Raw genomic sequence first — 14,556 nt, 5'->3', positions numbered from 1 at the left:
GCCGGCGCACCATTTCGGCGGCAGTGTGCACTTGCGCAGTGCGGCGCGGGCCGGTTTTGCCCGGGATTCTGGCTGCTTTGCGCCTGTGCGGCACTGGCATCGCTCTTGCTTAGGCAAGCGTGTGCCTTTTTCAAGGAGCTAGCAATGTCGGAACAATGGAAAATGATTTGCCGCCTGAAGGACATGCCGCTGGCGGGCGTGCGCATGGTGCAGCGGGGACTGGCGTGGCAGGACTTGCCGGGCGTGGCGCTGTTTCGCGCGGCGGACGATACGGTGTACGCGCTGCTCGACACGGTGCCTTGCCTGGGCGGCCCGCTGGCGCATGGGGTGCTGATGGAGAAAAACCTGATGGGGCCGAAGAACAGCTGGATCATCGAGCTCGATTCGGGCCGCCTGGTGGCGCCCGTGCAGGGCATGGCGCGCCTGTACGCCGTGCGCATCCTGGACGGGCGTATCTACCTGGACGTCAATGAACTCAATATCCCGGCCAGCAAGGCCGAACAGGCGCTGGCGGGATCGTTCGCCGTGCTGCCGCATGTGCAGATGGCATAGGTGTTTGGGGTCAGACCCTCAATGCCGCTAACGCCAGGTTCAGCGCCAACGCAAGAGGGGGTCTGACCCCAGCTGTTTACTTCGGGCGGTTCAGCAGGTGCGCATGCGCGTCGCGCAGCATGGTGGCCGTCGTGTCCCAGTCGATGCAGCCGTCGGTGACGGAGCAGCCGTAGGTCAGTTGCGACAGGTCTTGCGGGATTTTCTGGTTGCCGCCGACGATGTTCGATTCGATCATCACGCCCACCAGCGAACGGTTGCCCTGGCGGATCTGGTTGACCACGTCGGCCATCACCAGCGGTTGCAGTTCCGGCTTTTTATAGCTGTTCGCGTGCGAGCAGTCGACCACCAGGTTTGCCGGCAGCTTGGCCTTGGCCAGCGCCTGTTCGGCGATGGCGATCGAGACCGAATCGTAGTTCGGACGGCCGTCGCCGCCGCGCAGCACGACGTGGCCATACGCGTTGCCGCGCGTGCGCACGATGGCGACGTTGCCTTCGCCGTTAATGCCCAGGAAGGAGTGCGGGTGCGCCGACGACAAAATCGCGTTGACTGCGATGCTGATGTCGCCATCGGTGCCGTTCTTGAAGCCGACAGGGGTCGACAGGCCGGACGACATTTCGCGGTGCGTCTGCGATTCCGTCGTGCGCGCGCCGATGGCGGTCCAGGCGATCAGGTCGCCCAGGTACTGCGGCGAGATCGGGTCCAGCGCTTCGGTGGCGGTGGGCAGGCCCAGTTCGCACACGTCGAGCAGGAACTGGCGCGCCTTTTCCATGCCTTCGTTGACCTTGAACGAATCGTCCATGTAAGGGTCGTTGATGTAGCCTTTCCAGCCCGTGGTGGTACGCGGTTTTTCGAAATACACGCGCATCACCAGCAGCATCGTATCCTTGACTTCCTCTTGCAGCGCTTTCAGGCGGCGCGCGTAATCGAGGCCGGCGACCGGGTCGTGGATGGAGCACGGACCGACGACGACGAACAGGCGCTGGTCCTTGCGGTCGATGATGTTGCGCAGCGCTTCGCGGCCGCGGCTGACGGTGTCGAAGGCGCTCTCCGACAGGGGCAGCCTGGCGTGCAGTTCGGCCGGTGTCGGCATGGGCGCGAAAGAGGTGACGTTGATATTTTCGATGTCTGGCGTATTCATGATTCTGGCTCGGCTTTCGCTATTGCGTTCTTAAGAGACAATAGTGTAGCGGAAATGCGGCCTGGCGGCGGGGATGGGACAAAAACGGGAATGCATCAGTTGTTTTTATGGCATGGCCGGCACGTGGCCGGCCCCCTGTGTGCTCAATGGCCGCCGGCCAGGCTGGCGCCAACGCTGTAGCGGGCGATGCGCTGGTAGTTGCCGGCCAGCTCGGGCGGCTGGGGCAGGCCTGGATGGCGCCGCACATGTTCGAGGATGGCGCTTTCGTGCTGGCGTATCTGCGCGTCCAGGCAGGCGATTTGCTGGCGCAGCAGGGCGTGCAGCGCATGCTGGCCGGCCTGCAGATGCGCATCGAGGCGCGCCGATTCCTGCTGGCGCACGCCCTCGATGGCGTGCAGGCGGCGCAGCCATAGCCGCAGTTCCACATAGGCGGGCGAGGGCGGCGTCCAGCGCGCGGGGCGCCGGTGCGCGCAGTAGTTGGCCAGCACCACGGCGCTGTGCGCCGCGTCATCGGGCAAGCCCTGGCAGCGCAGATAGTCGTCCAGCTGCGCGGGCTGGGCGTCGCACACCAGCATGCCCATGTCGGCCAGCATGCGGGCGGGCGCCTCGCTGTGCGGCATATCGAGGCGCATGCAGACGCGCAAGCCGATGACGGGCACGTCGTTCCTTTGCAGCCAGCTGCGCAGCCAGCGGTAGCCGGCCACGTCGTTTTCCAGCACCTTGCACAGCACTTCGTTGCCCTTGAGCAGCACGGCTTTCAGCAGCAGCTTGCTCGTTTCGATGCCGACGAAGGCAGTTTCCCGTTTGATCGCGTGTTCCATGATGAGTCCCCCTGTGCAGTCTTATACGCAGCGGCGGCGCGTCTGGATGCAGGCGCGCAGCAAATTCGTAAAAAAATAGCTGGAAAGACTGTTGCATCGGCGCCTATGGCACCCTCCAGCCCCTCTGCAAGGGAAAAAATCCGTGTAAGCTGGCGCCATGACGACTGTTTCCATACCCCATACCGATGTGGCCGGAGAGCCATTCCCCGCAGCACGTTTCATTAAAGAAATAGGACGCGGCAAGAACGGCGCGCGCAGCATGACGCGCGACGATGCCCATGCTCTGTACCGCGCCATGCTCGAGGGCCGCGTGTCGGACCTGGAACTGGGCGGCATTTTGTTATCGATGCGCATCAAGGGCGAATCGGTAGACGAGATCGCCGGCTTCCTCGACGCTGCCGAAGCGTCGTTCGCTCCGCTGGCTGCGCCGGCCGGCGAATTCGCACCGATCATCATTCCCAGCTACAACGGCGCGCGCAAGATGGCCAACCTGACGGCCTTGCTGGCGCTGCTGCTGGCGCGCGCGGGCGCGCCCGTACTCGTGCATGGCGTGACCAGCGATCCGGGCCGCATCACGACGGCCGAAGTGCTGGCAGCGCTGGGCGTCCCGGCCTCGCTCGACCACGCGCAAGCCGAGGCCGCCATGGCGCGCGGGGAGGCCGCCTTCCTGTCCATCGAGGCCCTGGCGCCGCGCCTGGCCTGGATGCTGTCGCTGCGGCGCGTGCTGGGCGTGCGCAATTCCACGCACACCCTGGTGAAAATCATGCAGCCGTTTGCCGGTCCCGCCCTGCGTCTGGTGTCGTACACGCATCCGGAATATCTGGAAATGCTTGGTGAATATTTCCTCACCGCCTCAGATCCCGCGCGCGGCGACGCTTTCCTCATGCGTGGCACGGAGGGGGAAACGGTGGCCAACGCCAACAAGGCGCAGCAGATCGACTGGTTCCATGGCGTGGAGCGCACGGTGCTGGTGGAAAAGCAGTTGCTGGTGGAAGAGTTGCCGCATTTGCCGGCCGAGCGCGATGCGGCCACCACGGCGGCCTGGATCGCGGCCGTGCTGTGCGGCGAGGTGCCCGTGCCGCCGTCGATCGCCGGGCAGGTGGAACAATGCTTGACGACATCGCGGCAGATTGCGGCACGGCCGCGCTAGCCGCGTCGCCGCAGTTTACAATGGCGTCTTTGTAATCAGCGGTGACCGGAATTCTTATGGCAAAACAATTTGATGTGGCAGTGATCGGCGCGGGCGCGGCCGGCATGATGTGTGCGGCGGTGGCCGCCCAGCAGGGCAAGCGCGTGGTGTTGATCGATCACGCGGCCAAGCTGGCCGAAAAGATCCGCATCTCCGGTGGTGGACGGTGCAATTTCACCAATATCAACGCCACCCCGCAGAACTTCCTCTCGGAAAACCCGCATTTCTGCAAGAGCGCGCTGTCGCGCTACACGCCGCAGGATTTCCTCGCGCTGGTGAAAAAATACCGGATCGGCTACCACGAGAAGCACAAGGGCCAGCTGTTTTGCAATGAATCGGCCGAGCTGATCATCGACATGCTCAAGGACGAGTGCGCCGCTGGCGGCGTGCATTGGCGCATGCCGTGCAAGATCGACAATGTTGTCCAGCAAGATGACGGCGGCTTCGTGCTGCAGACCGATAGCGGCGCCATCGAGACGGCCAGCATCGTCATCGCCACGGGCGGCCTGTCGATCCCGAAGATCGGCGCCACGGATTTTGCCTACCGCATCGCCAAACAATTCGATTTGACGATGGTCGAACCGCGTCCGGCCTTGGTGCCGCTGACGTTCGATGCGGCCAGCTGGGCGCCGTTCGCGGAACTGTCCGGCATCGCCCTGGAAGTGGACGTGGAAACGGGTAGCCTGAAAGGCCGCAAGGCAACGGGCGCGCGTTTCCGCGAAGATTTGCTGTTCACGCATCGCGGCCTGTCGGGTCCGGCGATTTTGCAGATTTCCAGCTACTGGCTGCCGGGCGAGCCCATCGTCATCAACCTGCTGCCGGAAGTGGACGTGGCGCAAACCTTGATCGAAGGCAAGGGCACCCTGAAGAAGCAACTGGGCAATATCGTCGCGCAATGGCTGCCGCAGCGCCTGGCGGACTGCCTGCTGGCCGTCAACGGCCTGGCGCCGGACGCGCGCATCGCCGACATGCCCGACGCGCAGCTGCGCAAGCTGGGGCAAGCCATCAATGCCTGGTCCATCGTGCCGAACGGGTCCGAAGGCTACCGCAAGGCGGAAGTGACGCGCGGCGGCATCGATACGCGCGAACTGTCGCAGCAGACCATGATGGCCAATAAAGTGCCAGGCCTGTACTTCATCGGCGAATCGGTCGACGTGACGGGCTGGCTGGGCGGCTACAACTTCCAGTGGGCCTGGGCTTCGGGCGTGGCGGCAGGTATTGCCTTGCAGTAAGCAAGTCTGTAGGATGGGGTTCTGGCGCCCGGTGCGCTGGCCCCGGTGCGTGGTTTACGCCACATTCCGGCAGCGACCGCAGGCTGCATGCCGCACGCAAGTGGGGGAGGGGCTTCCCTTTCCGAATAAAAGCTGCTACTATCTATCTCTTCCTATACACCACCTCAACGGTTTGAATTTTACATGACCACTATTCGCCTTAAAGAAAACGAGCCGTTCGAAGTCGCAATGCGTCGCTTCAAACGCACCATCGAAAAAACGGGTCTGCTGACCGAATTGCGCGCACGCGAATTCTACGAAAAGCCAACAGCTGAGCGCAAGCGCAAGCTGGCAGCTGCTGTCAAGCGTCATTACAAACGCATCCGCAGCCAACAACTGCCGAAAAAATTATTCTAAGACTGTTCAGTCAGAACCAACCCGGGTAGTTCGGCGCATTGTTCGCCACGGGTTTTGTTTTGATTCGCCTGGAGTGATACTTCAGATGAGTCGCATACCCGCTCCGGTTCGCCGCAGCGGGTTTTCGCTTTTGTGGCCCGCTGATGGTAGCCGCGCACGAGCACCCACCTACTGACCAACGAGGATTGCCATGAGCTTGAAAGAACAAATTACCGAAGACATGAAAAACGCCATGCGCGCCAAGGAAGCGGGCAAGCTGGGCACGATTCGCCTGTTGCTGGCGGAAGTCAAGCGCAAGGAAGTCGACGAGCGCATCGAATTGACGGATGCCCACGTGACGGCCATCGTGGAAAAGATGATCAAGCAGCGCAAGGATTCGATCACCCAGTTCGAAGCCGGTGGCCGCGCCGACCTGGCCGACATCGAAAAAGCCGAGCTGGTGCACCTGACGGGCTATATGCCTGCCGGCCTGTCGGACGAAGAAGTGGCGGCCGAAGTGGCTGCCGCCGTGGCCGCCTCGGGCGCCGCCGGTCCGCAAGACATGGGCAAGGTCATGGCCATCGTCAAGCCGAAGCTGGCCGGACGCGCCGACATGACGGTGGTGTCCGCCCTGGTCAAGAAAGCCTTGACGCCGGCAGCGTAAGCAACAATAGTAGCAAGGGCTGCCAGCCGTCGCGCTGGCAGCCTCTTAACAGCCCACACGTTGACCTGGCTCAACCTCAGGCCACGTGCGGTAGTATAGTCTGACCTATAACAAGACCCGCCCTAGCCAGTGATACCTCAATCCTTCATTTCCGATTTGCTCAACCGCGTCGATATCGTCGATGTCGTGGGGCGCTATGTGCAACTGAAAAAAGGTGGCGCCAATTTCATGGGCTTGTGCCCGTTCCACAGTGAAAAATCGCCCAGCTTTACCGTCAGCCCCACCAAGCAGTTCTATCACTGCTTCGGCTGTGGCGCGCATGGCACCTCGATCGGCTTCCTGATCGAGTACTCGGGCATGGGTTTTGTCGACGCCGTCAAGGACCTGGCGCAGAACGTGGGCATGGTCGTGCCGGAAGCGGACGACAAGATCCCGCCGGCCCAGCGCGCGCAGATCCAGGCGCAAAGCATGGCCCTGTCCGACGCCATGACGCAGGCCTGCGATTATTACCGTGGGCAATTGCGCCACGCGCCGGAAGCCATCGCCTACCTGAAGAACCGGGGCTTGACGGGCGAAGTGGCCGCTCGCTTCGGCATGGGTTTTGCGCCCGGCGGATGGGACAATTTACGCTCCGTCTTCCCCGATTACGACGTGGTGGCCCTGGCCGAGGCCGGTCTCGTGATCGACAAGGTCGACGAGGAGGGCAACAACCGCAAGCGCTACGACCGTTTCCGCGAACGCATCATGTTCCCGATTCGCAATACCAAGGGGCAAGTGATCGCCTTTGGCGGCCGCGTGCTCGACCATGGCGAACCGAAATATCTGAACTCGCCGGAAACCCCCTTGTTTTCCAAGGGTTTCGAACTATATGGCTTATTCGAGGCGCGCCAGGCCATCCGCGATGCCGGCTACGTGCTGGTGACGGAGGGTTATATGGATGTGGTTGCCTTGGCGCAAATGGGTTTCCCGCAAGCAGTAGCCACCTTGGGCACGGCGTGTACGCCCACCCACGTGCAAAAACTGCTGCGCCAGACGGATAACGTGATTTTCAGCTTCGATGGCGACAAGGCCGGCCGCCGCGCCGCCCGCCGCGCGCTGGAAGCGAGCCTGGCCCACGTGTCGGACAATAAAACGATCAAGTTCCTGTTCCTGCCGTCGGAACACGATCCGGACAGCTATATCCGCGAATTCGGCGCCGAGGGGTTTGAGCAGCAAGTGCATGAAGCCATGCCACTGTCGCAATTCTTGCTGAAGGAAGTGTCGGGCGAGCATGATCTGTCGGAACCGGAAGGGCGCGCCCGCGTGCAGTTCGACGCCAAGCCCCTGCTGCAACTGATGGCGCCATCGTCTTTGCGCCTGCAGATCGTGCGCGGCCTGGCCCAGCTGACGCAGTCCACGCCGGCCGAGATCGAAGCCCTGTTCGAGCTGGCCAAGCCCGTTGCCGTGGCGCGCCGCGCGCCGCCGAAATCGGGCCGCCCCGTGCCTGTCGGGCTGGAATTGAAGATCATGCGCATGCTGGTGGCGCATCCGCCGCTGACGATGCGCATCGACGAGGCCGCCCTGGCCGCCTTCCAGCACCTGGGGCCCGATGCCGCGCACAGCCTGGGGCAGCTGGTGGCCGTAGGCCAGGCCTTGGGCGAGCACGGCAGTTTTGCCGCGCTGGCGCAGCAGTTGAAGGAGCTGGGCAGCGAATACGACGAGATCATCGGCGAGATCGCGGCCGGCACGGAATCCGATTACGACAGCGAATTGTCGTGGCTGGTAAGCACCATCCGCGAGATCAAATTGAATGCCTTGAAGGCGGAATTGCAGCAATTGTTTGCGTCGGGTTTGCCATCCGAGAAAATTGGTGTACGCTACCGCGAAATCATGCAGGAGCAAGGGGCGCTGGAGCGCGAGCGCGATGCCGAGTTGGTGAATCGCTAACCTTGTCTTGACGGTATGGCGCGCACTGGAAAAACATTTTTCGCGTGCTATAATTAAATGCTAAGTATTGTGTGCTTTGGCAAGCTAGTTCTGTTTCGTAAATAGTATTTGTTTTCAGTAAGTTAGGCTCTTGATCGGCGCGGTGGATCGTGTCGGCAGCCAGGGCCAACAGGCGCTTTCGGCGTTGCGGGCAAGGCTCGCAGACGCTGGCAAGCCGCGCCAGGCTCTCGCTCCCAACGCGGTCGATGCAGGAATTTTTGCCGAGGCGGCTGGCAACAGCCGGTGGACAGGAATTGCTGCGCTTCCCGCGGATCGTGGCCGATGAGGTGTAAGTAACGTAACAGTGTCGAATTTGCGTAGTCGGCAGGTTCGAAGATGGTGGTTCCCGCAGGTAGACAGGGAACTGGCAGCAAACTTTATCCTAATCCACCGTAAAGCAAGTCGTTGTGTAATCGAAAGCGCCTGTGCCAATCAAGAAACCCGAATCCAAAGCGGCTGTAAAGCCCACTAAAGTTACCACGAAAGCCGAAAAGGCGCTCGACCGGCCAGAAGCGCGCGTCACCAGCGCGCCCGTGGTCAGCCAGACCACCGACGCCGCCACCCTGGCCGCGATCGATACGTCCGGTTATGTCTTGCCGTCGGTAAAAGTGCCAGGCCGCCGCGGCCGCAAGCCAAAAGAATTCCAGCCAGAAAATGATGAAGTCGCCGCCCTGAACGCCGTCGAGCGGGCCGAACTGAAGGCCGTCGACAAGGCCAAGGCCAAGGACCGCAAGGCGAAAGAGCGCGCGCTGCTGAAGGATGCGTTCTCGTCCGACACGGAAGCGAGCGAGGAAGAACTCGAGCGCCGGCGCCAGAAACTCAAGACCCTGATCAAGTTCGGCAAGGAACGCGGTTTCCTGACCTACGCGGAAATCAACGATCACTTGCCCGAAAACATCGTCGATCCGGAAGCCATCGAAGGCATCATCGGTACCTTCAATGACATGGGCATCGCCGTCTACGAGCACGCGCCCGATGCGGAAACGTTGTTGTTGTCCGATAACGTTGCCGTCGTCACCAGCGACGACGAGGCGGAAGCGGCGGCCGAGGCGGCATTGTCGACCGTCGACTCCGACTTTGGCCGCACCACCGACCCCGTGCGCATGTACATGCGCGAGATGGGCTCGGTCGAGCTGCTGACGCGCGAAGGCGAGATCGAGATTGCCAAGCGCATCGAAGATGGCTTGAAAGACATGATCCAGGCCATTTCCGCCTGTCCCGTGACGATCGCCGAGATCATCGCCGCCGCCGACCGCATCGCCAACGAAGAGATCAAGATCGACGAAATCGTCGACGGCCTCGTCGATGAAAACGAACCGGTCGCCGCCGCCCCTGTCGTGGCCGCGCCCGTCGAAGAAGACGAGGAAGAAGGCGAAGCGGAAGAAGAGGAAGAAGAAGAGGAAGAAGAAGCGAGCGCTTCGGGCGCCGCCGGCTTCTCCGCTGAGCAGCTTGAAACCCTGAAACGCACGGCGCTGGAAAAATTCGCCATCATTTCGCAGCAATTCGACAAGATGCGCCGCGCCTTCGAAAAAGAAGGCTACAACTCGAAACCCTACGCCAAGGCGCAGGAAGCCATTTCGCAAGAGTTGCTGGGTATCCGTTTCACGGCCAAGGTCGTGGAAAAGCTGTGCGACACCCTGCGTGGCCAGGTCGACGAAGTGCGCCATATCGAGAAGCAGATCCTCGACGTGGCAGTGAACCGCTGCGGCATGCCGCGCGCCCACTTCATCAAGGTCTTCCCGGGCAATGAAACCAACCTCGACTGGGTCGATGGCGAAGTCAACGCAGGACACGCGTACAGCGCCATCCTGGGCCGCAACATTCCGACCGTCAAGGAACTGCAGCAGCGCCTGATCGACCTGCAGGCGCGTGTTGTATTGCCGCTGCCGGACTTGCGCAACATCAACCGCCAGATGGCGGCCGGTGAAATGAAGGCGCGCAAGGCCAAGCGTGAAATGACGGAGGCCAACTTGCGCCTGGTCATTTCGATCGCCAAGAAATACACGAACCGCGGCCTGCAATTCCTCGATTTGATCCAGGAAGGCAATATTGGCCTGATGAAGGCCGTCGACAAGTTCGAGTACCGCCGCGGCTACAAGTTCTCGACGTATGCGACCTGGTGGATCCGCCAGGCCATCACGCGCTCGATCGCCGACCAGGCGCGCACGATCCGTATTCCCGTGCACATGATCGAGACGATCAACAAGATGAACCGGATCTCGCGCCAGATCCTGCAGGAAACAGGTGCGGAACCCGATCCGGCCACCCTGGCGATCAAGATGGAAATGCCCGAGGACAAGATCCGCAAGATCATGAAAATCGCCAAGGAACCGATCTCGATGGAAACGCCGATCGGCGACGACGACGATTCGCACTTGGGCGACTTCATCGAGGACAACAACACGCTGGCGCCGGCCGACGCGGCCCTGCACGCGTCCATGCGCGGCGTTGTCAAGGACGTGCTCGATTCCCTGACGCCACGCGAAGCGAAAGTGCTGCGCATGCGTTTCGGCATCGAGATGTCCACCGACCACACGCTGGAAGAAGTGGGCAAGCAATTTGACGTGACGCGCGAGCGCATCCGCCAGATCGAAGCCAAGGCGCTGCGCAAGCTGCGCCACCCATCGCGCTCCGACAAGCTGAAAAGCTTCTTGGAAGGCAACTAGAAGCCAATAGGGCTTGACGTACGCCCCTGATACCCCTATCCTCGCGTGTCCGTTTCCAAAACGGCCGCGCGAGGCGGGCATCAACAGCGCCGCCACGCCGCAGTTCCCCGGGCCTCTAGCTCATGCTTGGTTAGAGCAGCGGACTCATAATCCGTTGGTGCCGTGTTCGACTCACGGGAGGCCCACCAGAATTTAGCAGTAGAGAATTAGCCCCGGCGGGTGACTGCCGGGGCTTTTTTTATGCGCGAAACGGTCAACGCAATTTTTTCGTTTGGATGGGCTGGTTCTGGCTTTGCCACTAATTTTATCTTTATGGCGGTACGGAGCGCGTAAGAGGCGTTGCGTACTTTGCCTACCATTCAATCATGTATTCACAATTGAGTATGCCGCAGGCCATCATAGATGTTTAATGCAGCTATGGTTGAGCTTGTGTCTGAATGGCGGACCTGACACTGCCACTCCTGCCACTCCGTTAATGGCGCACCTGATCCTGCTACCGCGGAATCCCTCTGAATGTTATTCAAGAGCTTGGCGGCTGGGGGAGCGCTTAGATGGTTCGTCGATATGCTCATTTTTCAGCATCTCATTTGGCAGTTTATGTAGATCGGCTACCAACTCTTACAGGTTGGAAATTTCTTCGACCGTGCGATGTGTGATAAAGTTACCAAGATTCAATTTTAAATATGTAACGCATTTGACTTTTCTGATTGCAATTTTATTTTTTAGGAAATAGGCATGGAGCCAATTCTTCGAAGTATCTCTTTAAATAATGTACGGTCGATATCAATGGATGAGGAGATCAGGTTGGCTCCCATAACGATTCTTGTTGGTAAAAACAGTGCAGGAAAAAGTACTTTTGCTCGCTCATTTCCATTAATTAGACAAAGTTGCGAGGCGAAAAAAAGAGCTCCAATCTTATGGTTCGGTGATAGAGCTGATTTTGGTTCTTTTTCTGAGACATTAAAAAGAGGTGAAGAGGAGCATGGAATAGATTTTACTTTTAGAATTAATGTTGTTAGCGAGGCAAAGCTCAATTCAAGAACTATGTACCGAGACAGTTCGGTCGGTAATTTTGAGGCAAAGATAACAATTAATATTAAAAATTCTACAGTTGGCAGGAGCTATTCGCCATCAATTTCGATACAGGCGCTTGGCTTTGACTTGGAGTTGAAGGTAAATGAATTAAATAATATAGAATCAATAATTTGCGGACGTAAGCGATGGAAGCCGAAAGTCACAGACTACACAGATGTGTCTTATCAGGGAATATTGCCAATTCTTACAATTGTTAGGGAGAGAACTCCTGCAGCTCAGAAGACACTTTTTGAAAATGCATATCCATTTAGAGAGGAAATAGCAAAAAGAGTAGCTAGAGAAGATTTTCCTTTTCAAGATGCTCTTCTTAAGGCAATTTACACTACACCAATATTTGAACGTTATACTTTGGCGAGTCAGATATGTGACAGGATAGATGTATTATTCAAGGATTTTGAAGAGTACGCTCGTGCTCGTGTATATGAAGTTGTGCATGATATTGAAGAAATGGTTTTTGCCTCTAAAATTAACGATGTTCTAGCTTTGCTGGATGATTCGTTACGAACATATTATGCAGGCGTAAAATATATTGAGCCAATTCGAGCTACAGCTCAAAGATTTTATCGTAAGCAGGAACTTGGTATCGATGAGATTGATTCCAAGGGCGAAAACATGGCGATGTTTATAGATAATATGGGCCCATGGCTTTTGGAAGAGTTTAATGAGTGGATCGGCAAGAATTTTGGGTTCTCGGTCAAGACTCAGAGTTCTGGGGGGCATGTAGCAATTGTAGTTCGAGAAGAGGGCGAAGATGTATATTCTAATTTGGCTGACATTGGTTTCGGATTTTCTCAAATACTTCCTGTAATTACGCAGATTTGGGCATCGCAAAGACGGCATACCAGATCGAATCAGACTAGTTGTATTGTTATTGAACAGCCTGAATTGCATCTACATCCCGCGCTTCAAGCTAAATTAGCGGATGTTTTTGCGTCAGTTGCTAATGGTAGTATGTCTACCCAACTGGTTATAGAAACCCATAGCAATCATCTGATAAATCGGTTGGGGCAGATAATTGGTGAGGGAAAATTAGCATATAGTGATGTGCAAATATTGTTATTTTCAAAAAATGAAAATGGTCAATCGGAAATAACAAGATCAGGATTTGACGAAGAGGGCTATTTGCAAAACTGGCCGATCGGGTTTTTTGAGCCGGAGTGGTAAATGCTATTCATTCTTGATAAGTCCTTGGAAAACATAGAGGCGGATTCTGAAGAGCATCATCAAGCACTAATGTCTCTTCTTTCTGCGTATCAAAATCGGCATCATCTTCTATTCATGGAAATGAAGCATTTGAAAATTTTGCACGGCAAAATAGGGGGTAAAATTGGTATTAACGGGAAAAAAATTTTAGAGGCATTGTATAATAAAGTTCCTTCTTATAAGGAGTTTATTTCTACAATTGGCTATCATGTTGTCGTTTATTTGGATGATGCAGCAGAGTTTCAGGGTGTTCGCAGGGTTGGAAAGACTTGGCGCGTTCCGTTAAGCTATTTTAAATATGGTTTGCTACAGAGTACATTATTAGCGGAGAATGATAGGGATACCGAGCTTTATGTTATATTTTCTGAATTTTACAAAATAAGAAATAAGTTTAATGGTTTTAATGTTCCAGTGCGGCGCCGAAGTGGCGGTGGGTCTGGAATCCCACGATCTTTGCAAAGCTACATTGAAGGGGAGTATTCTCCATGCTTATGTTTGACTGATAGCGATAAACTTCACCCAGGTTTCGGCGATTCCTTTACATCAAAATCATGTCGAGATATTTCTGATGGCTCTAGAAATATTGTCAAACATATAGTATTGGATGAGCGCGAATTGGAGAATATTATTCCTGTTGAAATTCTTGATAAAGTAAGCCCTGATTATAATAAGTTAATTGATAATCTAAACGATATTAAGGGCTACAAACTAGAGATGTGGAAATATCTAGATATTAAGTCAGGCTGTAGTTTATCCTGGATACAAAGAAAAGATGCTGGTACTGTCGCTTACTGGAAGACCTTTGTTCATCATTTTGAAAGGAAAAGGAAGCTGTGCGTGAGTTGTGCAGGGAAAGTTGAGGAGGTGGGCGATAACTGTACCTGTTCCAAGATTGATGGTCTAGGTGAGCGGGTACTCGAAAAGACCGTTGAATATCTAAAGGATAGTAATCAAAGAGCGACGTTAAAGCTTCTGGAGGATGATACGCGATGGACGATGTTAGGGCAGGCAGTGTTTGAGTTTTTGCTTGCTCCGGTTGGAGAGCGGGTTCGCGTTTAAATTAATTAGATAACCGGCATCTAGAATCATTTTCTACAGATAGCTTTTCGTAGAATATTGTTATTTTTCTGATGCTGTAATTTCCATATTAATAATATTATGTGTGTGTCTCATAATCCATTGGTGCCGTGTTCGACTCACGGGAGGCCCACCAGAACTCGCAGTATCGATTGAAGCCCCGGCGGGTGACTGCCGGAGCTTTTTTCGTGCTGTCGTACAATCGCGGCATTGCGATTGATGAGGGATGAAACGAGATGACGGCTGAAGTGAAGATTGACGATATCGTGGTCGGTGATGGCAAGGCGGCGGCGCGTGGCGCGCTGATCACGGCCCACTATCGGGGATGGCTGGAAGATGGCACGGAGTTTGACTCGTCGCATAAGCGGGGCGAGCCTTTTCGCTGTGTGTTGAGCAATAACAAGGTGATCCAGGGCTGGATTCTGGGTTTGCAGGGCATGCAGGTCGGCGGCACGCGCAAGCTGTGGGTGCCGGCGGCGCTGGCGTATGGCGAGCGGCAGGTGGGCTTGATACCGCCGCACTCCAATTTGATCTTCGAGATCGAATTGCTGGAAGTGCTGACGCGCGATTGATGTCTGG

General features: G+C 56.8%; 12 protein-coding genes and 1 tRNA gene. 11 read left to right on the top strand and 2 right to left on the bottom strand.

What is annotated here, in order from left to right:
- Positions 1-144 precede the first annotated feature (144 nt).
- Entirely contained in the window at positions 145-552 is a 408-nt protein-coding gene (locus P9875_RS25485; RefSeq protein WP_278316941.1) for a nitrite reductase (NAD(P)H) small subunit, read from the top strand.
- Between the two features lie 76 nt (positions 553-628).
- Here the strand turns inward: P9875_RS25485 and P9875_RS25480 are convergent, their stop codons facing one another.
- A complete protein-coding gene (locus P9875_RS25480) occupies positions 629-1,690 on the bottom strand; it encodes a 3-deoxy-7-phosphoheptulonate synthase (RefSeq protein ID WP_278316940.1) in 1,062 nt (353 codons plus the stop codon).
- 143 nt (positions 1,691-1,833) lie between these two features.
- Entirely contained in the window at positions 1,834-2,511 is a 678-nt protein-coding gene (locus tag P9875_RS25475) for a hypothetical protein (RefSeq protein WP_278316939.1), read from the bottom strand.
- 157 nt (positions 2,512-2,668) lie between these two features.
- Here P9875_RS25475 and ybiB point away from each other — a divergent pair, with 157 nt between their 5' ends.
- From ybiB to P9875_RS25425, 10 genes are all read left to right on the top strand, one after another.
- Positions 2,669-3,661, top strand: a complete 993-nt coding sequence (gene ybiB / locus P9875_RS25470; protein WP_278316938.1) for a DNA-binding protein YbiB — start codon at positions 2,669-2,671, stop codon at positions 3,659-3,661.
- A gap of 56 nt (positions 3,662-3,717) precedes the next feature.
- The gene (locus tag P9875_RS25465) at positions 3,718-4,932 is read left to right on the top strand and encodes an NAD(P)/FAD-dependent oxidoreductase (RefSeq protein WP_278316937.1); all 1,215 of its coding nucleotides are present in this window, start codon (positions 3,718-3,720) and stop codon (positions 4,930-4,932) included.
- Positions 4,933-5,115: 183 nt separating this feature from the next.
- The gene (gene rpsU, locus P9875_RS25460; RefSeq protein WP_008451879.1) at positions 5,116-5,328 is read left to right on the top strand and encodes a 30S ribosomal protein S21; all 213 of its coding nucleotides are present in this window, start codon (positions 5,116-5,118) and stop codon (positions 5,326-5,328) included.
- 190 nt (positions 5,329-5,518) lie between these two features.
- Positions 5,519-5,971 (top strand): GatB/YqeY domain-containing protein, encoded by a 453-nt coding sequence (locus P9875_RS25455; RefSeq protein WP_278316936.1) that lies wholly within the window; start codon positions 5,519-5,521, stop codon positions 5,969-5,971.
- Between the two features lie 129 nt (positions 5,972-6,100).
- A complete protein-coding gene (dnaG, locus tag P9875_RS25450; RefSeq protein ID WP_099376654.1) occupies positions 6,101-7,897 on the top strand; it encodes a DNA primase in 1,797 nt (598 codons plus the stop codon).
- A gap of 464 nt (positions 7,898-8,361) precedes the next feature.
- Positions 8,362-10,602 (top strand): RNA polymerase sigma factor RpoD, encoded by a 2,241-nt coding sequence (rpoD, locus tag P9875_RS25445; protein WP_046686139.1) that lies wholly within the window; start codon positions 8,362-8,364, stop codon positions 10,600-10,602.
- A 109-nt stretch (positions 10,603-10,711) separates the two neighbouring features.
- A tRNA-Ile gene (locus tag P9875_RS25440) sits at positions 10,712-10,790 on the top strand.
- Between the two features lie 547 nt (positions 10,791-11,337).
- Positions 11,338-12,861 (top strand): DUF3696 domain-containing protein, encoded by a 1,524-nt coding sequence (locus tag P9875_RS25435; RefSeq protein WP_278316934.1) that lies wholly within the window; start codon positions 11,338-11,340, stop codon positions 12,859-12,861.
- On the top strand, positions 12,862-13,959 hold the full coding sequence (locus P9875_RS25430; protein WP_158300089.1) for a hypothetical protein: 1,098 nt from the start codon (positions 12,862-12,864) through the stop codon (positions 13,957-13,959).
- A 254-nt stretch (positions 13,960-14,213) separates the two neighbouring features.
- On the top strand, positions 14,214-14,549 hold the full coding sequence (locus P9875_RS25425) for an FKBP-type peptidyl-prolyl cis-trans isomerase (protein WP_099401492.1): 336 nt from the start codon (positions 14,214-14,216) through the stop codon (positions 14,547-14,549).
- Positions 14,550-14,556: the final 7 nt, after the last annotated feature.

The sequence above is a fragment of the Janthinobacterium rivuli genome (genome assembly GCF_029690045.1).
GTDB lineage: Bacteria > Pseudomonadota > Gammaproteobacteria > Burkholderiales > Burkholderiaceae_D > Janthinobacterium > Janthinobacterium rivuli.
Note: the sequence above shows the minus strand (reverse complement) of the source record. Positions and strands in the feature narration are given on the sequence as shown.